The organism is Agrobacterium sp. P15N1-A (genome assembly GCF_044626815.1).
In the GTDB taxonomy this organism is placed as follows: domain Bacteria; phylum Pseudomonadota; class Alphaproteobacteria; order Rhizobiales; family Rhizobiaceae; genus Agrobacterium; species Agrobacterium leguminum.
Genome location: NZ_JBIUPF010000004.1, coordinates 430665 through 452633 on the forward strand (window position 1 = coordinate 430665; position 21969 = coordinate 452633).

Genomic DNA, 21969 nt, shown 5'->3' on the forward strand with positions numbered 1-21969 from the left:
CCCTCAGGCCCTTTCCGGGCTATGCACAATATTGATCGATGCGAGCTGCATGATCTTTTCCTCCGTCATGTCGTCGCCCTCGACCTCACCCGTAATCCGACCTTCGCGTACGACCAGCACGCGGTCGCTGACGCCGATAAGTTCCGGCAGTTCCGAAGATATGACGACCACACCGACCCCCTCACGCGCCAGCTCCCTGATCTGGCGATGGATTTCCGCCTTCGCCCCCACATCCACCCCGCGTGTCGGCTCGTCCAGAAAGATGACCTCCGGCTCCACCGACAGCATTTTCGCCAGCGCCACCTTCTGCTGGTTGCCGCCGCTCAGCGTCGATACCGCATCGCCGACGCTGTTCGCCCGAAGTTTCAGGCGGCGTCCCAGCTCATCGGCACGCTTCGTTTCCTTGCGCCGTTCGATGAAGCCCATGCCGTTCGATACCCTGCCGATATCGAGCGCGGAGACATTCGAGGCGATGGACATATTGAGGAAAAGCCCGTCCCCCTTGCGATCCTCGGACAGATAGACCAGCCCCTCGCGGATGCTGTCGCGATAATCCTTGAGCCTCAGCGGCCGGCCGCGCAGCGTAACCTCGCCTCTCGGCTTACCCTCCAGCCGACAAACGGCGCGGGCGATCTCGCTTCTTCCCGCACCGATCAGCCCGGCAAGCCCCAGGATTTCGCCGCGGCGCAGATCGAAATTGACATCGAAAACCCGCTTTCCTTCATTCAGGCCCCGAACCGAGAGAATGACGTCCTCCGATTTTTCATCGTCCGAAAGTTTTGGCGGATAGAGCTTGTCGAGCACCCGTCCCACCATGCTGTTGACGACTTCCTCGGGGGAAATATCGGTAATGTTCTCCGTCCTGATATGGCAGCCGTCGCGCATCACCGTGATGCGGTCGCAATGTTCGAAAATCTCCGCCATACGATGCGAGATATAAACGATGGCAATGCCCCGTTCCGCCAGCCGGTGCATGATCCTGAAAAGAGTCTGGGCCTCGGTCTCGGTCAAAGCCGCCGTCGGCTCGTCGAGGATAAGGATGCGGCAATCGAGTGTCAGCGCCTTGGCGATTTCGACGATCTGCTGTTGCGAGATCGACAGGTCGCCGGCCCGGCGGCCGGGATCGATATCACCGATTTCCCGCAGCACAATTGCCGCCCGCTTTTCGAGATCGCGATAATTCATGAACCATGATCGGCTTTGGCCCGTCTGCGACATAAACATGTTCTCGGCGACCGAAATCTCCGGGCAGAGGGCGATCTCCTGATGCACGAAACCGATGCCGAGCCGGTTCGCCGCATTGGGCGAGGATATCTTGACCGGTTTGCCATCCAGCACGATCTCCCCGCCATCCGGCTGCAGAATACCGTCGATGATATGCATCAGCGTCGACTTGCCGGCGCCGTTTTCACCCGCCAGCGCATGGATTTCGCCGCGCCGCAACTCAAGCGCCGCATTGCGCAGCGCCCGCACGGGGCCGAACGCCTTGTGAATATTCGTCATGCTGAGGATGACCTCACCCATAACGCCCTCCCGAACCTGCTTCCCCTTGTGGCCGGCGAGGCGCAAACCTCGCCGGGTCCAGTGCGGCGCGTCAGCGCCCCTTCATATAATCGTTGAGATCGAAGGAAGCGGCGTTCGCCTTGGTGATGACCGCGAAACCATTGTCCATCGAAGGAACCTGCATCGGGTTGAAGCCGGAGACCTTGTAGTCGTTGAACGGGTCGATCAGGTCCGAATGGGCGCCCAGAAACGTGTTCATGAAACCCATGAAGCCCTGCACGCCCTGATTGGGATTGATGGACATGTAGATATTGCCCTGCTTGATATGTTCCAGCGTCGCGGGTGTGATATCCGCATGCAGGATCAGGACCTTCTTTTTTGCCTCGAGAACGGCGGTGGTCGCGCCTTCAGCCGAACCGGCCTCGGGTATCCATAGTGCTCCGAGATTTGGATTGGCCTGCAGCAGGGCGCCAACCGCCTGATAGGCGACATTCGCATCCTGATTGGTCGCCTGGCGGCCGACGAGCTTCATCTGCGGATAGGTGCGCCCCATATAGTCGATGAGGGCGGTGACGCGCAGATCGTGGTTGCTCTGTCCGGGATTTTCCAGAACGGCATATTCGCCTTTTTCGCCGAGTTTCTTGACTATTTCATCGGCCGCGAATTTCGCCTCGGCGACATTATCAGAAGTGATGTAGGCGGTGCGCTTCGACTTCGGAGAATCCGCCGCAAAAGTCGTCACCGAAACGCCGGAGCCGATCGCCTTGTTGATCGGTTCAATAAATGGATCGGCCTGCATCGGGTGCAGCAGGATGCCCTTCGGCTTCTTCACCAGCTCCTGCTCGAAAGATGCGATCTGCTTGGTGATGTCGTATTCCGGGGTGCCGGTGAAAACGGCCTCGCAGCCGAGAGCCTTTGCCGCCTGCTTGAACCCCTCGAAGACCGGCACCCAATAGGGGTGGCTGGAAACCATGACGTTCATCACATAGGTCTCACCCGGCTCGCAGGCAAATTTGCCCGCAGCGGTGGCCTGCGAACCGGCACCAGCGGCAATCGCCACGGCTAAAACACCAGCGGCAGCGGTCGATTTCAGAAAAGCCAACATATTCCCCTCCCAAGGACAATGACTTAGTCCGCAATAAATTTTATTCGATGTAATTTATTGCATGTGAATTGGGATAGCCGGAAACCGAGCAGCCGTCAATGCTGTTTGAATTTTATTTTATGGTGTGAAATTTATTTCGGTTGGTATGGTGAAGGAGCCTTCTGATTGGGGAGCTTGAACACAAACCGGGGCCGAAAGGCGCGGACGCGATGACCGGCGCCTAATCGGCGCCGAGCAAATAGAGGATGAATTTATAGAGGACATAGGTGCCGACGACGGCGGGAAGAAAGTATATGAAGGGATGGATTATCGCCATATCGAACGCCCCCTTTCCGGATCGACTAAGTCGTTGCCAGCTGAATGAAGCGAATGGCATCACCGACAGTGGAAAGACTGTCTGCGGCAGCATCGGGAATTTCGATGCCAAATTCCTCTTCGATCTCCATGACGATCTGAACGACCTCAAGCGAATCGGCATTCAGATCTTCGGAAAAATCAGCTGTATCGACTATTTTATCATCAGCTATCCCGAGCTGTTCGCCGATGATTTTTGCCACCCGTTTTCTTATCTCGGATACTGCGGTGTCTGTCGGGACCGAAAAACTCACCATCTCGATTCCGACTTCCTGTTTTCCGTGCCGATGCCATCCGTCATCCATCGATAGAAGGCGAAAATGCCTGTCGCGAAGACAAAAAGGGATGTGAGGCTACCCAGGTTCGACATTGCTCTCTCATTTCTCCCCCCGATAAAATCTAAGCTCCGGAATGAGTGACCTGCAATGAAGATTTTGTAATTTATTGTTGCCCGTAACCGGCTTTTAGACCGCTCTCTGTCTCGGAACTTTTCCGGTTTTCATGAATTGTATCCGGCTCGCAGGCGCACTCCGGTGACATGGATGGCCATGTTTCATCCTGCCCTAAGCGAAATATCTGGGAAAGACTGTCTGCTGGTGAGGGCCCCCGCGGACGCTGGATTGCATGTGCCGGAACCAACACATCATCGTGGAGCACCTCACTCTTGACATCCCCTCGCAAACCTTGTTTATACGCATAAGCAACTAATACGAATTAGCAGCCGCAGAAAACGAGGTTTCGATGGTTAGGCGTGTGACGCAACGTGATATTGCGATCTTCGCAGGCGTCAGTCAGGCAACGGTTTCGCTCGTGCTCAACGAGGCGAAATCCGCTGAAGGTCGCATTCCGCCTGAAACGCGCGAGCGTGTGCTGAAAGCCATTCGCGACACCGGTTATGTGGCGGATCCCATCGCGCGCAGCATGGTCAAGGGCGCCAACCGGATACTGGGTGTTTTCACCTATCAGCCGGCTTTCCCGATTGCGCAGGCGGATTTCTATACACCTTTCCTGATGGGAATAGAGGAGGAAGCGGAGAGGTTGAGCTACGACCTTCTGCTGATGACGGCTGCGGCGCGCGACGATAACGGCCGCAAGCGCATCTTCGGGGAAACAGGGCGGCTTCGACTGGCCGACGGATGCCTCATCCTGGGCAGCCAGTTCGATCGTGATGAGCTGGCCCAGCTGGTTGCCGGTGACTATCCCTATGTCGCAGTCGGTCGCCGTGACGATGCCGGCGGACCGGTGCGTTATGTCGGCGCGGATTATGTGACAGCCACACATGCTCTTGTCCGAGAAGCACTTGCCGCTGGCCATCGCCGCTTCGCCTTTATCGGCGCGACGGGTCCGGCGGAATCCATCAGCGACCGCTGGCATGGTTTTCTCGCCGCAATCAAGGGCGCGGCGGAGCTGGTCTATTCCCACGAAAGCGAAAATGGCGATCCGGCCGAGCAACTGGCCGCCGTTCGCGCCAGCGGCGCAAGCGTCGTTTTTTTTGCCGAGGTGGCCGAAGCGGTGGTCTTCGACAATTATGCCCGTGCCCAGGGGGTGAGCGTCCCCGCCGATCTTTCCATCGTGGTGCTGGGCAGCGGCACCCGCACGCATACGCTTCGGTTGCAACGCGTCTTCACCTCCTATGCCATCCCCCGCGAAGAAATGGGCAGGCAGGCAACCTCCATGCTGGTCGAAACCCTCACCAGCCCCCCCGGCCCCGTAAAGCAGATATTGCTGGGCTGCGACATCGTGGCGGGCGAAACGCTCGCCTCCCCAACTCGAGGCCCAACTCAAGGAAAGAGAACCTGACGTGAGAGAATACAATGCAGATATTCTTGTGGTTGGCGGCGGACTTGGCGGCGTGGCGGCGGCGCTTGGGGCCCTGCGCAATGGCCGCAGCGTTATCCTGACAGAAGCATTCGAATGGATTGGCGGCCAGCTGACCAGCCAGGCCGTACCGCCCGACGAGCACAGCTGGGTTGAACAGTTCGGGATCACCGCCAGCTATCGCGCCCTGCGCACGGGTGTGCGGCAATATTACCGCGACCACTATCCGCTCACCGACACAGCCCGCGCCGATCTGACGCTCAACCCCGGAGACGGCAACGTGTCTCGCCTGTGCCATGAACCACGCGTTTCGCTGGCGGTGATGGAGGCAATGCTTGCGCCTTACGCGGCGGGCGGCAAGCTGACCATCCTCAAGCCCTATGAGCCGATATCAGCAGAGGTCGACGGTGATACCGTGCAGGCCGTGACGCTGCGCCATTGCAATACCGGTGATCTCGTTTCCTGCTCGGCCCGCTATATCATCGACGCCACCGAACTGGGCGATCTGCTGCCGCTGACCGCAACCGACTATGTCACTGGTTTCGAAGCCCAGTCCGAAACCGGCGAGCCGAGCGCGCCGGCCGAAGCGCAACCGCATAATCAGCAGGCCGTCTCGATCTGTTTCGCCGTCGATCAGGTTGACGGCAATCATGTCATCGACAAACCCGCCCGGTATGACCACTGGCGTCAGGTTGCCCCCGAATTCTGGGGCGGCCCGCTATTGAGCTGGGACTCGCCCAATCCGCGGACACTGGAGCGCAGCCGCCGGTTCTTCGATCCCAACCCGGTGGACAACGCAACACGCGACGTTGCCGACCAGCGCCACAGCGCCGGCGATATGAGCCTGTGGATATTCCGCCGCATTGCCGCCCGCCACACATTTCGGCCCGGCGCCTATGCCAGCGATATCTGCCTCGTGAACTGGCCGATGATCGATTATTTCGAGGCGCCGATCATCGACGTTACCCCCGAACAATATGCCGAGCGGCTGGCCGATGCGGCAAGCCTTTCCTATTCCATGTTCTACTGGATGCAGACCGAAGCGCCCCGCCCGGATGGTGGTCAGGGTTTTCCGGGTCTGCGCCTGCGCGGCGACATTACCGGCACGGAGCATGGCTTGGCCATGGCGCCCTATATCCGTGAAAGCCGTCGCATTCGTGCTCTGACCACGGTGGTGGAACAGGATCTGTCGCTTGCCGTGCGCGGCGATCGCGGCGCGGTGCATTACCCTGACAGTATCGGTATCGGTATGTACCGCATCGACCTGCACCCCTCGACGGGCGGCGATAACTATATCGATGTCGGCGCCTGCCCTTTCGAAATCCCGCTGGGTGCTCTTATTCCCCGCCACAAAACGAACCTGCTGGCGGCATCCAAGAATATCGGCACGACGCATATCACCAATGGTTGTTACAGGCTGCATCCAGTCGAATGGAACATCGGCGAAGTGGCCGGCATGCTGGCCGCCTATTGCCTTGACAGAGGCGAGACCCCGCATGGCGTGCATGCCGATGAAAAGCGGCTGGCGGAGTTTCACACCCACATAGAACGCCAAGGGGTGGAGCGCCATTGGCCTGATATTCGCGGCTACTAGCCAAAACGTATAATCTGGGAGGATTATTCATGCGCAGGAGTATAGTCAAAATTGCTTTGACCGGTTTTCTGGTCACATCCGGGCTGGTTTCGCCAGCTTTGTCGCAGGAATTGCGAATGGCGATCTGGAGCGCCAACGAAGCCCATCTGGCCCTCTTCAACGAGATCGCCGATGAGTTCGAGGCCAGCCATCCCGGCGTCAAGATCACCTACGATTCGCTTGCCTACGAAGGCTATGCCACCACCCTGACCACCCAGATCGCCGGCGGCAACCCTCCCGATCTGGCCTGGCTGTTCGACACGACCGCACCTGACTTCATGGCGGCCGGGGCGCTTTATCCCCTCACCGAAACCTTTGCGAATACCCAAGGTTACGACATGGGCGACTTCCCCCCGGCAACACTCACCGCCTGGTCGTATGAAGGGGTACAATATCTCTATCCCTTCTCGACATCGCCCTTCGGCGTTTTCGTCAACAACGACATGATCCGGGCGGCAGGCGCAAAGACGCCCGCGGAGATGATCACTGCCGGCGAATGGAACTGGGACAATGCCATTGCGACGGCCGCGAAAGTCGCGGCCACCGGCAAACAGGGATTGATCATTCGTGATTTCGAATACAAGGCCTGGGAAAACCTTGCCGAAGTCTATACCGGCTGGAATGCCTATCCCTGGTCGAAGGATACCAAGTCCTGCGCTTTTGCCAGCCCGGAGATGGTTGATGCCATGCGCTTCATCCACGATGCGATCTTCGTGAAGAAAGCCATGCCGGGACCTGGCGTTTCGGCCGATTTCTTTGCCGGAGATGCGGCGATGACGACCACCCAGATCAGCCGCGCAGCGCTGCTGCCGAAAGGCGACAAGGCCTTCGACTGGGATCTCGTGCCGTTGCCTACAGGACCTGCAGGTGACTATGCCGTAACAGGTCGGGCAGGCATTGGCGTCATGGCCAGCGGCAAAAACCCGAAGCTTGCGGCGGAATTCCTGGCGTTTTTCTCCTCCAAGCCTAATGTGGCCAAGCTCGCGCGGTTTTTCCCGCCGGCACGGCAGAGCCTGCTCACCGCCGATGTCCTCGCTGCCGCCAACCCGCTGCTGTCGCGCGAACAGATAGAGGCCGTGGTCATTCGCGGCGTCGCCACCGGTCAATCAACGCAGCAGGTCCGCAATTTTGCCCGGCTGCAACAGACCGTTCGCGCTGGCCTTGACGGTCTCTGGCGTCCCGATGCCGATGTCGCGGCTGTCCTGCAAGCGCTTTGCGGCCGTCTCGATCCGTTGCTAGCGGCCAATTGACGCTGGTAGCCATCCGATTTTCCGTGGATGCGAAAGGCAGAAGGAAGAAAAGCCATGACGCTTGCCCTCCAGACAGCGCAGAAAGAGGCCCGACGCGGCTTCTGGACCATGGCGCGCCGTGACGCCGCCACCGGTTATCTGTTCATAGCGCCGCAACTCATCGGTATCGTTGTCTTCGTGCTCGTGCCGCTGGTGCTGGTCTTCTGGTATTCACTGCATGAGTGGAACGTACTGGCGGGGTCATTCCGGTTCACCGGCGTCGCCAACTACCAGAAGCTGCTCGGCGACCCGGCCATAGGCGAAGTGCTGGCGGTGACCGCCGTGTTCTCCGCCGGGCTTGCCCTGCTCAATATGAGCCTGGCGCTGGGGCTTGCGTTGCTCCTGAACCAGAAGCTGGCCTTCATGACCGTGTTCCGCACACTGTTCTTTTCCCCTGTCGTGGTGTCGCTGGTCGCCTGGACAATCGTCTGGAGTTTCCTTCTGCAGAACAATGGCGGCATCAACGGCCTCCTGCAAATGATCAACGTCGAGGGGCCCAACTGGCTGCGCCACCCAACAACCGCGATGATCTCGGTCATCGTTGTACAGGCACTCAAGAATCTCGGTCTCAACATGATCCTGTTTCTTGCCGCACTACAGGGCGTGCCGCGGGAACTGTTTGAAGCCGCACGCGTCGATGGCGTGCCGCGCTTCAAGCAATTCTATCGCATCACCCTGCCGATGATCAGCCCGACGATCCTGCTCGCCTCCATCGTTACCATCGTCGGCGCGTTGCAGGTCTTTGCGCAGATCATGATCCTCACGCAGGGCGGGCCGGGCTTTTCCACGACGGTTCTCGTTTATTACCTCTACCAGCAGGCCTTCCAGTTCTACCTCTTCGGTTATGGCTCGACGCTCTCCATCATCCTGCTGGTCATTGTCGGCGCGCTCACCTTCATCCAATGGCACCTGCGCAGAAAGTTCGTATTCTATGAAAACTGAACTCAGCCCACGCGCGCAGACGCTGATCTATTTCATACTCTGCGTGCTGCTTGTCCCCTTCGTTTTTCCGACCTGGTGGATGGTCACGTCGTCGGTCAAACCCGTCAGCCAGATATTTGCCTTTCCACCGGATATCTGGCCGCGCGCCTTTGATTTTTCCTCCTATTCCGACGTTTTCAGAATACAGCCCTTCGCGCTGCAATACTGGAACTCCGCCTATATCGCCGCAATCGTCACCATCGGCACCATGGCTGTGGCGTCGATGGCCGGATATGCCTTTGCACGCATCAGGTTCCCCTTCGCCAACGCCATCTTCATGGTGGTGCTGGTGGGGTTGCTCATCCCGTCAGAAGTGACGCTGGTTCCGCTGTTCCGGATGTTTCTCAAATGGGGCATGATCAACACGCACTGGCCGCTGATCCTGGTGCCGATCTTCGGTGCGCCGGCGGTCTTCGCCACCTTCATCATGCGCCAGTTCTTCATTTCCCTGCCGGTGGAACTGGAGGAAGCCGCGCGGGTCGATGGCCTCGGCCGGTTCAAGATATTCTGGACCATCGCCCTGCCGCTTGCCCGTCCGGCGCTGGCTGCCGTTGCGATCTTCACATTTCTCGGCAGCTGGAACCTCTATCTCGAACCCATCGTCTTTCTCTCCAGCCCCGACAAGTTCACCCTGCCCCAGGCACTGACACAATTTACCGACGCCTATGGCGGACCGATGTGGAACATCCAGCTTGCCGCCGCAACAATGACCGCCATTCCCGTACTCATCGTCTTCATCGTTGCGCAGAAACAATTCGTCGAAGGCCTCGCCCATACCGGGCTTAAAGGCTAACCGAAAGGCTGACCCATGGCACCAGTTACCCTTAGATCCGTCAAGAAAAGCTATGGCGCATTCGCCACCATTCATGGTGTCGATATCGATATTGCCGATGGCGAATTCGTTGTCCTCGTCGGCCCTTCGGGCTGCGGAAAATCCACCCTGCTGCGGATGATTGCAGGCCTTGAAACCGTGACCAGCGGCGATATCTCGATCAGCAGCCGTGTCGTCAACGAGATCGAGCCGAAAGACCGCGACATCGCCATGGTCTTTCAGAACTACGCGCTTTATCCGCACATGAGCGTCGCCAGGAACATGGCCTTCTCGCTCGAGCATCGCGGCGGCAGCAAGACCGAGATCGCCGAGCGGGTGAGCTGGGCAGCTGACATATTGGGGCTGACGCCATTGCTCGAACGGTTCCCCCGCCAGCTTTCCGGCGGGCAACGGCAGCGTGTCGCCATGGGCCGCGCAATCGTCCGCAATCCTCAGGTTTTTCTGTTCGACGAACCGCTCAGCAATCTTGATGCCAAATTGCGCGTGGTGATGCGCGGTGAAATCAAGGGGCTGCACCAGCGTCTGGGGGTCACGACCGTTTATGTCACGCATGACCAGGTGGAAGCCATGACCATGGCCGACAAAATCGTGGTCATGAATGCCGGACGGGTGGAGCAATGCGGGGCGCCGCTCGAACTTTATGACCGGCCCGCCAATCCCTTTGTCGCGGGCTTCATCGGTTCGCCGGCGATGAATTTCATCAAGGGACAACTTACGGCCAATGGCTTCGAGGCTGACGGCGTCATTTTGCCCCTCCCGGCAGGCTCCGCCACAGGCGAAGCGATATACGGCATCCGCCCGGAACATTTCGAACTGGTCAACCATGGCCTCACCGCAACGGTTTTGCTGGTGGAACCAATGGGGTCGGAAACGCAGGTCACGATGATGCTCGGCAATCACCAGGTCGTCGGTGTCTTCCGCGAGCGTGTGCAAGCGCAGCCGGGCGCGACCATCCAGATTCAGCCGGATCTGGCATCGATCCACCTTTTCGATGCCACGACCAGTCAACGCCTCAACTAGCGGACCGCTCGCCATGACACGCCGTCGCAAACCGGGCATGAAGACGCACCGCTCCGACACGCCACCTCCCGGCATATTTTCACCATCCGAAATTGCATCCGATCCCTCTTGGGTTCCGGATATGGCTGCTTTGGGCGAGCCGGCAATGACTGCGGAAACCTATATTGCCGCATATATTGCCGACGTCGATGCATGGTGGTGGTCAACGAACCAGCATCACGAGCCAGCAGATCTGGCGTTAAAACGCACCCTCGCCATTATCGCGAAAGCAAAGATGCCCGATCACGAACGGGCTCTCGGCCAATTGGGCGTCGACCCGTTAGAGAACATGATGTCCGATGAGCTGCTCGATCTTTTGAGAGCCTGGATGCCGTTCACTCCCGCAATGTGCTACGCGCTTGGCTGCGTGCGGATGGAATTCGAACCGCCCGAGCTGCAACACCGCCTGAGTGCAATGGTGGCGGAATCGCGACGCAATACAGAATTCAATGATTAAAAATCACTGCCCACAGAAGCCATGTGGCGTTGAACTTGGGATAGACAGTACAAAATCGGCATGTCAGGTGTTGAATACGCCGTAACCGGAGGGCATTCAAATTCACACGAACGTAACGCGCCGCAATATCGCTCTAGTCCCTCTCCTCTTTCTCGCTGCCGGGCTGATATTCCAGGCAACGATGGCAACCGGCCCGGCCCAGGCGGCGGAGAGCGTGACCGTTCCCCCTTATGAACCTGCCATCGGGGCTGAGAGCCATTATCGCGTTCAAAAGACGACCGAGACCGACATGTCGCTTTGGCTCGACAAGCCGGAAGCATCGTCCGTTGTCATGCGTGGTGATTTCCGTCAATCGGCAACAGTGCTGTCGCGAAACGACGAGGGGATGCGGGTGAAATGGAGGCTTTCGGCCGACCTTCCCCCGGACGCGACAGGCACTGCGGATTCCTATGCGATGAACGCCATGTTTCGCAATTCGCTCGCCGCTTATGGTGTCAAAGAGCTGGAATTCGAGGCGGATCCGAGCGGTACTCCTATGACGCTTGTCGGCGCCGATCAGATCATCGCCAATATGGAAATGCTCCTGTCCACGTCCGCGTCGGATAACACGGCCTCCCGCATGCTCCAGGCCGTTAAAGGTAATCCTCTTGTCGTCATTAACGTGCTCGCGCCGGAAAGCATGATCCTTGCACTCGGGCAATCCTCCGAAGCTTTCACAACAGATATCGGACAGGAATGGACGGTTGCGGGGAGCGAAGAACTGAAAGGGGTGCTCGTTCCGACAAGCACCGTCTGGAAACTCGAAGCCGCCGACAAGGCCCGGCAAACAGCCACGTTCAGCGCGAAGGTCACCTACGATCCGGCTGCCCTGCTCCAATCCCAGCAATCTTCGATCGATGGCATGATCGCAAGCTTTGCAGATCGCGCGAAGCAACTGACCGATGCGCAGCTGGCGCAGGCCAGAAGCGCCGGCAAGTCGCGGACCGTGACCTACGTGAATTCGACACGCGACGGCTCGACAATCGAAGTGCTGGAAAACACGGTCGCAAGTGTTGGCGGCATGAAGCTCACCGTGGCTACGCATATCTGGCGAGAGGACCAGCCACCGGTCCTGCCCGCGCCGCATGCATGGACTGCCGAGACCCTGTCTGGCCAACGCGTTGAGCCGCTACCCGAAAACAATAGGCAGGCTTCAATCGATCTGAACCAGTACCGCGCGAAGACCAATGCCGATACCGCTTCCTCTCCCGACCAGAATGAGGGTGGCAAAACTGCTGCCGACAGCAGCGGGAACATTGCACCGATTTCACTCAAGGTCGCAAAGGTGAAAACCTCGGTCGATCCCGCTGCCGGACCTGCGGTGGAAATTGCGTTGACACCGGAAAGCGCCAAGGTCTTCGAGGATTTCACCCGCGCGGCTCTCGGGCAGAAGACCCAGTTGCTGGTTGATGGCGACGTGGTCTTCGAGCCGGTCGTGAGAGAGCCGATTATGGGCGGCAGCGTCACCATCAGTGGCCTTGATTCAGGGCAAGCTCTGGCCGTCGAACGGAAATTGTCGTCTTCCGAGGCCACGATCATTGTGCGGTTGGCGCCATAATCCCGCAAAGAGGGAAATCGCGATCGCTGCTGGTCGCCAAGGGACGCGAACAAAGAAATACCGGGAACGATCCGTATCCCTTCAAGACTCTCGTAATGCTAGGTACGAACCAAGATCTCCGGCGGTGCTCATCATTTGGCGGATGCGCTCAATCAATTCATCAAGAACAGCAATTCTCTGCGCACCGATTGGCCGTATCGCGTAGTAGGACACTTCGATCTTCGGTTCGAATGGTATCGCCACCACTTCGGCACCGGCAGAGCGCAGGCTGGTATGATCCACGATGCCAACGCCCATGCCCGCCGATGCAAAGTGGCAGCAGTTCAGCATTGACGTTTCCATTGTGCTTATCGGTTGGTGGTCTTCGATTGAGAAGGCGCGGTCGAGTGCTAGCCTGAGCGGAGAATTGCGGCCGGGAATGAGCACTCGTTCATCGAGAAGGTCATTTGGCGTGACGACCCGGCGGGATGCCAGTCGATGATCTGCCGTCATTGCGGCAACGGCATAGGAGCTGTGCAGAGGCGTGGCGTTCTTGTCCGCCATTCTGGGAGAACCGAAAACCAGCCCGAGATCGTAGCGGTTCTGGTCGACCATATCCCATATATGCCGGCTGTTTTCGACGTCGATCACCAGCGGAATATCCAGCCGGTCGCCAATGGTTTCGACAATCGCCCGATGCAGGTAGGGGCGAACCAGCGACGTCACACTGCCAATGCGCAGAACGGTATTCTTGTGCGCGCGTATGTCATCGGCGGCCTGAGCAATCTGGTCGAGGCCGAGATAAAGCCGCTCGACCTCCCGATAAAACTGTGTGGCTTCCGCGGTTGGCACCAATCTGGCGCCCACACGTTCAAACAATCGCATTTGAACGATCTCTTCGAGATCGCGGATAAGGCGACTGACGGCCGGCTGTGTGACGTTAAGGGCTTCGGCCGCGGCAGTAATGCCACCGGTCATCATCACGGCTCGAAACGCTTCGACCTGCCTTGGTTTCAGTCTCACCTGGTTTCCTTCCATAACATTGCGGCATGGCTTAAGTACAAAATGCAATTTTTCTTTTGCCAGGTAAAACGTTAATTCGTCTTTTACCCGCAGGGAGCGCGGGCCGGACAACCTGGAGGAGTCCCCGTCATGAAGTTTTCTGTTTTCGCAGCCGCATTGGCAGCGTCTGTTTTCGCCATGCCGTTCGCGAGCGAGGCCCGGGATATGACCGTTGGTCTGTCCGCCTCCACGACGTCCATGGACCCGCAATTTTATGTCGTCGGTCCGAACAGTGCGATGGCGCGCAACATTTTCGATGGTCTCGTCAATCAGGACGACAAGCAGCAGATCCAGCCGGCGCTCGCTGTTTCCTGGAAAATCGTCGATGACAAGACCTGGGAATTCAAGCTGCGCGAAGGCGTGAAATTTCACGACGGCAGCGATTTCACCGCTGAAGACGTGGTCGCCAGCATCAAGCGCATTCCACTTGCCTCGACCAACAGCCCAAGCTCCTTTGCCGCTTACGTGAAGGCTATCACCGAGGTCGAAGCCGTCGATCCGCTGACGGTCCGTATCAAGACTGCCGGCCCGACACCGCTTCTGCTCAACAATCTCAGTCGAATCGCGATGCTCCCGGCCGAAATGGAAAAGGTTACGACGGGCGAAATGAACACCGGCAAGGGTGTTATCGGCACCGGCCCGTTCAAATTCGTTTCCTGGTCGCCGGACGACAATGTCGTTGTTGCGCGCAATGATGCCTATTGGGGCGAAAAAGCTGCCTGGGACAAGGTGACCTTCCGGGTCTTCAAGAACCCGAGCGCGCGCGTTGCCGCCATGCTTTCGGGCGATGTCGACATGATCGAAAGCATCCCGACGGCCGATACCCGCCGGCTTGAGGCATCCGACAAGCTGAAGGTCGTCAACATTGCCGGTAACCGCATCATGTATCTGCACATGGACCAAGCCCGCGAAGAATCGCCTTTCGCCAAGGGTCCGGATGGCAAGAACCCGCTCCTGAAACCGGAAGTGCGCCGCGCTCTGTCCCTGTCGATCAACCGCGAAGCGCTGGTCGACCGCATCATGGACGGGCAGGGCGTGCCGGCCGGCCAGGTCGTGCCGGAAGGTTATTTCGGTTATGATCCCGCCATCAAGGTAGACGCCTATGACCCGGCCAAGGCCAAGGAACTGTTGGCGAAGGCCGGTTATCCCGACGGTTTCCAGCTTACCTTCCATGCATCGAATGACCGTTATCCGAACGATAGCAAGATTGCGCAGGCCATCGGCCAGTTCTTCAGCCGCGTCGGCGTGAAGACCGAAGTCGCCACCCTTCCGGGCAGCGTCTATTTTACCCGTGCCTCGAACCTTGAGTTTTCGTTCATCATGGGCGGTGCCGCCGTCGAAACCGGTGAGGCTTCGGGCGTTCTTGGACCGATCCTCGAGACCTACGGCGAAAAGGCCGGTCAGGGCAATCGCGGTCGTTATTCCAACCCGGAATTCGACAAGGCCCTGAACGAAGCCCGCTCGACGCTCGACGACGCCAAGCGTGAGGAACTTCTGAAGAAGGCCACGGAAATCGCGATGACGGATCTCGGTGTCATTCCGGTTTTCTATCTCGCCAACACCTGGGCGGTGAAGAGCGATATCAACTACGCGGGTCGTTCCGACGGTTACACGCTTCCCTATTACGTGAAGCCGAACTGATTGAAGAAAAGGAGCGGTCCACCATGTCTTTCAGCGGTGTATTTCCCTATCTCGTTTCCCCGGTCGATAGCCGCGGTGAGGTGATGCAAGGTGTGCTGACGGATCTGGTGGACCACCTGGTCGACGCGGGCGTGCATGGTCTGACGCCGCTCGGCAGCACGGGTGAATTTGCCTATCTCTCCCAGGAGCAAAGACGCCGCGTTGTCGATACCGTGATCTCGGCCAATCGCGGCCGGGTTCCCGTTGTCGCCGGCGTGGCGTCGACTTCTACTGCCGACGCCGTTGCCCAGACGGAATATATGGTCGCGGCCGGTGCGGATGGCATTCTGGCGATCCTCGAAGCTTATTTTCCGGTCAGCGACGAGGGTGTGGAAGCCTATTTCACTGCGATCGCCAGGGCGGCCAAAGGCCGTCCGGTGGTGCTCTATACCAATCCGCAGTTCCAGCGTTCCGATCTTTCGTTGCCGGTTATCGAGCGGCTGAGCCGGGTCGATAATATCCGCTACATCAAGGACGCCTCGACCAATACGGGGCGCCTGCTCTCCATCATCGAGCGGACCCGCGGCCGGATGGAAGTATTTGCAGCCTCCGCGCACATCCCGGTGTGCGTGATGATGATTGGCGGCGTGGGCTGGATGGCCGGTCCGGCCTGTATCGTGCCCAAGCAGAGCATTGCGCTCTATGAGGCGGCCAGGGCCGGTGACTGGACGCGTGCGATGGACCTTCAGCGACCGATGTGGAAGGTCAACGAGATTTTCGCGAAATATTCGATCGCTGCCTGCATCAAGACGGCGCTCGATCTGCAGGGTTTTGCCGTCGGTGCGCCGATGCATCCGCAAATGCCGCTCGGCGAAGCCGCGCGAGCGGAAATCGCCAGTGTGCTGCGCGGTGTCGGCGCGCTCTGAGTTTTCTGATCCCACACATTGAAGGCATTGAGAATGAAGCCGATTTCGATCATCGTCGATTGTGATCCGGGTATCGATGACACGATTGCCCTGTTGACCGCATTCGTGTCGCCGGAACTTAAGATTCTGGGCATCACGCCGGTCTGTGGCAACCAGCCGCTGGAGCGCACGGTGCGCAATGCGCTGCAGGTCTGCGAACTCGGCAATCGCGCCGACATCCCGGTCTATGCCGGCTGCTTCCGGCCGATGCTGCGTGAGCCGATCCATGGCCAGTTTCATGGCAAGACGGGTCTCGGCAACACCGTATTGCCGGAACCGGTGAAGAAGGCGGAAGAGACTTCCGCCGTCGATTTCCTGATCGACGCGCTGGGCAAGGCCGCCGAACAGGGCGAGCGTATCACGCTCTGCTGCCTGGGGCCGATGACCAATATTGCCGTCGCGCTGCGTATGAAACCGCAGATCGCTGGAGGCATCGAGCGTATCGTGATGATGGGTGGCGCCTATCGCGAACCCGGCAACCGCACGATGACCTCAGAATATAATGTTCTGGCCGATCCGCATGCCGTGCATGTGGTGTTTTCCAGCGGCATCCCGATTGTCGCGCTGGCACTCGATGCTACCCATCAGGTCATGCTGAAGCCGGAACATGTCACTGAGTTTTCCCGCGTCAGCGGTCGCATTTCCCAGACGCTTGCCGAACTGATGGCGTTCTGGGATCGTAACGACGTACCCCGTTATGGTTCGCGTGGCGGTCCGCTGCATGATCCCCTGGTCATGGCCTATATTCTTGCGCCGCATCTGTTTGAAACCCAGAAAGCACGTGTGTTCGTCGAATATGAAAGCGAGCTTTGCATGGGCCAGACGATTGCCGACTGGTACGGCAAGAGCGGCCTGGAGCCGAATGCCGACATCGTCACCAGGGTCGATGCGGAAGGCGTGATAGCATTCTTCCTCGAGCGCCTGTCGCGTTATGCCGAAAAGGTCGTCGCATGAAACCCCACAAGGTCATCATAGATGCGGATCCGGGCGTGGACGATGCCGCCGCCATTCTGATGGCGCTTGCCTCGCCGGAAATCGAGGTTCTGGGACTATCCATTGTCGCCGGCAATGTGCCGCTTCGCGATACGGTCACCAATGCGTGCAAGCTGGTTGGCCTGAGCGGACGGCGTGATGTGCCGGTTTATGCCGGTGCCAGCGGTCCGCTGGTGCGCGAACAGGTCTATGGGAAATACGCTCGCATCGGCGCTTTCGACGATACGCTGGTCAAGGCCGGCGATATCGTTGCAGCGGAAGAAAACGCCGTGCGTTTCATCGTCCGCACGGCGCGGGCGGCGGCAGCGGCAGGCGAGCCGGTCACCATCTGCGCTATCGGGCCGATGACGAATGTGGCGCTGGCGTTGATCCAGCATCCGGACGTTGCCCGCGGCATCCGCCGGATCGTTTCGATGGGGGGAGCTTTCACCGCACTTGGCCATCGCACGCCATGGGCCGAATTCAACGTCTATGCCGATCCGCACGCCGCCGAAATCGTCTTCCAGTCCGGCGTTCCGATTGTGCTGATGCCGCTCGACATGACCTTCCAGGCGCTGTTTACCGCCAAACATTTTGAACGGTTCCGTGCCGGCGGCGAAGCGGGCGATGCCCTTTTCAATCTTTTCTCGACCTTCGACCGCAGCGACGTCAAACGTTTCGGTCGACCGGGCGGACCGATCCATGATGCGACGACGATCGCGTGGCTGATCCGACCCGAATTGTTCACCAGCCGCGAGGCTTTTGTCGGCGTTGAGGTCACCGGCCTCACGATGGGTTACACCTACGCCGATTTCTACAAGAAGATGGACCGGGCGGCGAACACCACCGTCGTCACCGATGTCGACGAAGCCGGTTTCATCGAATTGCTGATCGAGCGCATCGCCCGCCATGGCGGTGCAGCGCTCGCCAGAAAAACCCTGGGAGGCTCAAGCTCATGAGCGGATATCTTCTAAGCCGGTCGCTACAAACCGTGCTCACGCTTTTTGTCATGTCGGTTCTGGTTTTTGTCGGCCTCTATCTCGTCGGCAATCCGGTTGACGTTCTGCTGAGCCCGACTGCGACACCGGCGGAACGCCTGCAAGTCATCCAGTCCTTCGGCCTCGACAAGTCGGTTTGGGAACAATACTGGCTGTTCCTCACGCGAGCGCTTTCCGGCGATCTCGGCAATTCCTTTGTGTTCAACCAGCCGGCGCTGACCTTGATTTTGAACCGCATGCCGTCAACGCTGGAACTTGCCTTCGTCGCGCTGTTCATGGCGCTTGTTATCGGCATTCCGCTCGGCGTTTATGCCGGCCTCAAGCCGAAGGGCTTTATTTCCAAGTCGATCATGACCTTCTCGATCCTCGGTTTCAGTCTGCCGACCTTCTGGATCGGGCTCGTCATGATCATGCTGTTCAGTGTCTATTTGGGCTGGTTGCCTGCATCGGGTCGCGGCGAGACTGTCAACGTCCTTGGCGTGCCGCTCAGCCTGTTCACGTTCGATGGTTTGGCGCATCTTCTGTTGCCGGCATTCAACCTGGCGCTGTTCAAGATTTCGCTGGTCATCCGTCTTACAAGGGCTGGTGTGATGGAAACCATGCAGCTCGATTTCGTTCGTTTCGCCCGCGCCAAGGGTCTGCCGGAACGCCGTATCGTTACCGTGCATGTGCTGAAGAACACGCTGATCCCGTTGATCACCGTCATCGGTCTGGAACTCGGCTCGCTGATCGCTTTCGCTGTCGTCACCGAAACGATCTTTGCCTGGCCGGGCATGGGCAAGCTGATCATCGACGCTATCGGCGTTCTCGACCGTCCCGTCATCCTTGCCTACCTGATGATCACCGTGGTGATGTTCAGCATCATCAATCTTCTGGTCGACATTCTGTACTCCATCGTCGACCCCCGCGTTCGCCTTGAGGGGAATTCGTGATGACCGACAACAACAGCTCGACCGTTTCGGTTCATGCCGCAGCAAACAGCGGCGCGAAATCCATCTCGCGTTCCCCCGCACGGGAAGTCGTCCATGCGCTGCTGCACGACAAGCTCGCGCTCGTCGGCATCATACTGGTGACGATCTTTATCGTGGCTGCCATTTTCGCGCCGGCCGTCGCGCCGCAAAATCCGTATGATCTGGCTCAGCTCGACATTCTCGACGGTCGCCTGCCACCGGGTTCGGAAAGCATGTCGGGCATGACCTATCTGATCGGCACCGACACGCAGGGCCGCGACCTGTTCAGCGCCATTCTCTATGGCCTGCGCACCAGTATCCTCGTCGGCCTCTCCAGTGCGGCGATCGCGCTCGTCATCGGCGCATCGATCGGCCTCACCAGCGCTTATGTCGGCGGCCGGCTGGACTCGGTGCTGATGCGTATTGTCGATATCCAGCTGAGCTTCCCCGCGATCCTGATTGCGCTGATTTTTCTCGCCATTCTCGGCCAGGGCGTCGACAAGATCATTCTGGCCCTGGTGGTGACGCAATGGGCTTATTATGCCCGCACGATCCGCGGTTCGGCGCTGGTCGAGCGCAAACGCGCCTATGTCGATGCCGCCCGCTCGATGGCGCTGCCGGACCGCAACATCCTTTTCCGGCACATCCTGCCGAACTGCCTGCCGCCGCTGATCGTCGTCGCCACCATGCGCGTCGCTTATGCCATCATGCTGGAAGCAACGCTTTCCTTCCTCGGTATCGGCCTGCCGGTGACGGAGCCGTCCCTTGGTCTGCTGATCTCGAACGGCTTCGAATATCTGCTTTCCGGTGACTACTGGATCAGCCTATTCCCCGGCATCGCCCTTCTGTTGCTCATCGTCGCGATCAACCTGATCGGCGATTCCCTGCGCGACATCCTCAATCCGCGTCGTGAGGGCTAAGATCATGACCAATCCAATTCTTTCGATTTCCAATCTCAACACGGCCTTCCGCGTCGGTGGCGAGTGGCGCAATGTCGTGCATGATGTCAGCTTCGATATCGCGCCAAAGGAAACCGTCGCCGTTGTCGGTGAATCCGGTTCGGGCAAGAGCGTCACGGCGATGTCGATCATGCGGCTTCTGTCGCCGGGCAATTCGCGCGTGGCCGGAAAGATCGAGTTCGAGGGCAAGGATCTTCTGTCGATCCCGCTTGAAGACATGCAGAAAATCCGCGGCAATCACATTGGCATGATCTTTCAGGAGCCGATGACATCGCTCAACCCGGTGCTGAAGATCGGTGCGCAGATCACCGAGGTCCTGCGCCAGCACCGCGGCATGACGGAAACCGAAGCTCAGGCGGAAGCCGTGCGGCTTCTGGAAAAGGTCCGCATTCCCTCGGCAAAGTCGCGCCTTAACGAATACCCGATGAATTTTTCGGGCGGCATGCGCCAGCGTGTCGTTATCGCGATTGCACTTGCCTGTGATCCCAAGCTGCTGATCGCCGACGAACCGACGACGGCGCTCGATGTAACCATCCAGGCGCAGATCCTCGAACTCATCAAGACACTGCAGGAAGAGGAAGGCATGTCCGTTCTCTTCATCACCCATGACATGGGCGTTGTTGCGGAAATATCCGACCGTACGGTGGTGATGTATCGTGGCGAACAGGTTGAGACCGGCACGACGCATGATCTATTTGCCGGCGCCAAACATCCCTATACCCGCGCGCTGTTGTCGGCAGTACCGCAGCTTGGCTCGATGACTGGCAAGGATCGTCCGTTGCGGTTTCCGCAGGTGGACATGGCAACCGGGGAAATCCAGCCGGTCAAGCCGACCGAGGATACGGTCAAGCGCAATCACCCACCGATCCTCAAGGTCGACAACCTGATTACGCGCTTTCCGATCAGGAAGGGTTTCCTGCGCAAAACCATCGGCTGCATCCACGCGGTCGAAGGCGTATCGCTGGAACTGCGTCAGGGGGAAACCCTGTCGTTGGTCGGCGAATCCGGTTGCGGTAAATCTACCACCGGCCGCTCGATCATTCGGCTTACCGATGCGGTATCCGGTGAAGTGCAGATTGGCGGTAAGAATGTACTCACGGCCGGCAAGAGCGACCTCGCCGATATCCGCCGCGAAGCGCAGATGATCTTCCAGGACCCTTTCGAAAGCCTCAATCCACGCATCCGCGTCGGCCAGGCGATCGCCGAGCCGATCGTCACCCATGGTCTGGCGCCAGCTTCGCAAGCGCGTCAGCGCGTCGGTGACCTTCTGGAACGTGTCGGCCTTTCCGCTTCGATGGCGGACCGCTTCCCGCACGAATTTTCCGGCGGCCAGCGTCAACGCGTCTGTATCGCCCGCGCCCTGGCGCTGGAGCCGAAGCTCCTGATTGCCGACGAGTCGGTGTCCGCGCTCGATGTCTCGGTCAAGGCGCAGGTCATCAATCTGATGCTGGACCTGCAGGAAAAATACGGTCTCGGCTATCTCTTCATCAGCCATGACATGGCGGTTGTCGAGCGCATCAGCCACCGCGTCGCCGTGATGTATCTCGGAGAGATCGTCGAAATTGGCCCGCGTCAGGCCGTCTTCGAAAACCCGCAGCATGAATATACCAAGCGGCTGATGGCGGCGGTCCCGATTGCCGATCCGTCGCGCCGACAGACGCGCCGTATCTCCAATGACGAGATCAAAAGCCCGTTCCGCGCTGCCGATTATGTGCCGCCGAAGCGGACCTACGAAGAAGCCGGCGAAGGTCACTTCGTTCAGATCGCTTAAGGAAACCGCGTCATGATCATCACCTTCGTCGACGTACAGGACACAACGGCAGCCGGCGATTGTTT

General features: G+C 58.9%; 19 protein-coding genes. 15 read left to right on the plus strand and 4 right to left on the minus strand.

Annotated elements, in window-relative coordinates:
* Positions 1-3: 3 nt before the first annotated feature.
* The 3 genes from ACIK7D_RS17035 to ACIK7D_RS17045 form a co-directional block, all read right to left on the minus strand.
* A complete protein-coding gene (locus tag ACIK7D_RS17035; RefSeq protein ID WP_400156888.1) occupies positions 4-1524 on the minus strand; it encodes a sugar ABC transporter ATP-binding protein in 1521 nt (506 codons plus the stop codon).
* Between the two features lie 70 nt (positions 1525-1594).
* Positions 1595-2608 carry a substrate-binding domain-containing protein gene (locus tag ACIK7D_RS17040; protein ID WP_127755443.1) on the minus strand — a complete coding sequence of 338 codons (1014 nt, stop codon included), beginning with the start codon at positions 2606-2608 and terminating at the stop codon, positions 1595-1597.
* Positions 2609-2949: 341 nt separating this feature from the next.
* Positions 2950-3219, minus strand: a complete 270-nt coding sequence (locus tag ACIK7D_RS17045; RefSeq protein WP_127755442.1) for an acyl carrier protein — start codon at positions 3217-3219, stop codon at positions 2950-2952.
* 484 nt (positions 3220-3703) lie between these two features.
* Between ACIK7D_RS17045 and ACIK7D_RS17050 the strand changes: the two genes are divergently transcribed.
* From ACIK7D_RS17050 to ACIK7D_RS17085, 8 genes are all read left to right on the plus strand, one after another.
* Positions 3704-4762 (plus strand): LacI family DNA-binding transcriptional regulator, encoded by a 1059-nt coding sequence (locus ACIK7D_RS17050; RefSeq protein WP_400156889.1) that lies wholly within the window; start codon positions 3704-3706, stop codon positions 4760-4762.
* 1 nt (position 4763) lies between these two features.
* Positions 4764-6374, plus strand: coding sequence for an FAD-dependent oxidoreductase (locus tag ACIK7D_RS17055; RefSeq protein ID WP_400156890.1), 1611 nt, complete (start codon positions 4764-4766; stop codon positions 6372-6374).
* 29 nt (positions 6375-6403) lie between these two features.
* A complete protein-coding gene (locus tag ACIK7D_RS17060) occupies positions 6404-7663 on the plus strand; it encodes an ABC transporter substrate-binding protein (RefSeq protein ID WP_400156891.1) in 1260 nt (419 codons plus the stop codon).
* Positions 7664-7717: 54 nt separating this feature from the next.
* Complete coding sequence (locus ACIK7D_RS17065; RefSeq protein WP_400156892.1) at positions 7718-8644, plus strand: carbohydrate ABC transporter permease; 927 nt, start codon at positions 7718-7720, stop codon at positions 8642-8644.
* Positions 8634-9476: a carbohydrate ABC transporter permease gene (locus ACIK7D_RS17070; protein ID WP_080813145.1), complete on the plus strand. Its 843-nt coding sequence runs from the start codon at positions 8634-8636 to the stop codon at positions 9474-9476. Before ACIK7D_RS17065 ends, ACIK7D_RS17070 begins: the two co-directional genes overlap by 11 nt.
* Positions 9477-9491: 15 nt before the next feature.
* A complete protein-coding gene (locus tag ACIK7D_RS17075) occupies positions 9492-10535 on the plus strand; it encodes an ABC transporter ATP-binding protein (RefSeq protein WP_400156893.1) in 1044 nt (347 codons plus the stop codon).
* Positions 10536-10548: 13 nt separating this feature from the next.
* Positions 10549-11031: a hypothetical protein gene (locus tag ACIK7D_RS17080; RefSeq protein WP_262531830.1), complete on the plus strand. Its 483-nt coding sequence runs from the start codon at positions 10549-10551 to the stop codon at positions 11029-11031.
* Positions 11032-11212: 181 nt separating this feature from the next.
* Entirely contained in the window at positions 11213-12628 is a 1416-nt protein-coding gene (locus tag ACIK7D_RS17085; protein WP_400156894.1) for a SecDF P1 head subdomain-containing protein, read from the plus strand.
* Positions 12629-12709: 81 nt separating this feature from the next.
* Here the strand turns inward: ACIK7D_RS17085 and ACIK7D_RS17090 are convergent, their stop codons facing one another.
* Positions 12710-13630: a LysR family transcriptional regulator gene (locus tag ACIK7D_RS17090; protein WP_262531833.1), complete on the minus strand. Its 921-nt coding sequence runs from the start codon at positions 13628-13630 to the stop codon at positions 12710-12712.
* 129 nt (positions 13631-13759) lie between these two features.
* Between ACIK7D_RS17090 and ACIK7D_RS17095 the strand changes: the two genes are divergently transcribed.
* Genes ACIK7D_RS17095 through ACIK7D_RS17125 form a run of 7 tightly spaced genes read left to right on the plus strand, consistent with a single transcriptional unit; the run spans position 13760 to position 21904 of the window.
* Positions 13760-15310: an ABC transporter substrate-binding protein gene (locus ACIK7D_RS17095; RefSeq protein ID WP_400156895.1), complete on the plus strand. Its 1551-nt coding sequence runs from the start codon at positions 13760-13762 to the stop codon at positions 15308-15310.
* A gap of 23 nt (positions 15311-15333) precedes the next feature.
* The gene (locus ACIK7D_RS17100; RefSeq protein ID WP_400156896.1) at positions 15334-16215 is read left to right on the plus strand and encodes a dihydrodipicolinate synthase family protein; all 882 of its coding nucleotides are present in this window, start codon (positions 15334-15336) and stop codon (positions 16213-16215) included.
* A 33-nt stretch (positions 16216-16248) separates the two neighbouring features.
* Positions 16249-17208, plus strand: a complete 960-nt coding sequence (locus tag ACIK7D_RS17105; RefSeq protein WP_080819665.1) for a nucleoside hydrolase — start codon at positions 16249-16251, stop codon at positions 17206-17208.
* Entirely contained in the window at positions 17205-18185 is a 981-nt protein-coding gene (locus ACIK7D_RS17110; RefSeq protein ID WP_400156897.1) for a nucleoside hydrolase, read from the plus strand. Before ACIK7D_RS17105 ends, ACIK7D_RS17110 begins: the two co-directional genes overlap by 4 nt.
* Entirely contained in the window at positions 18182-19156 is a 975-nt protein-coding gene (locus ACIK7D_RS17115) for an ABC transporter permease (RefSeq protein ID WP_400156898.1), read from the plus strand. Before ACIK7D_RS17110 ends, ACIK7D_RS17115 begins: the two co-directional genes overlap by 4 nt.
* A complete protein-coding gene (locus ACIK7D_RS17120) occupies positions 19156-20094 on the plus strand; it encodes an ABC transporter permease (RefSeq protein ID WP_400156899.1) in 939 nt (312 codons plus the stop codon). Before ACIK7D_RS17115 ends, ACIK7D_RS17120 begins: the two co-directional genes overlap by 1 nt.
* Positions 20095-20098: 4 nt before the next feature.
* Entirely contained in the window at positions 20099-21904 is a 1806-nt protein-coding gene (locus tag ACIK7D_RS17125; RefSeq protein WP_400156900.1) for an ABC transporter ATP-binding protein, read from the plus strand.
* The last annotated feature ends 65 nt before the right edge of the window (positions 21905-21969 follow it).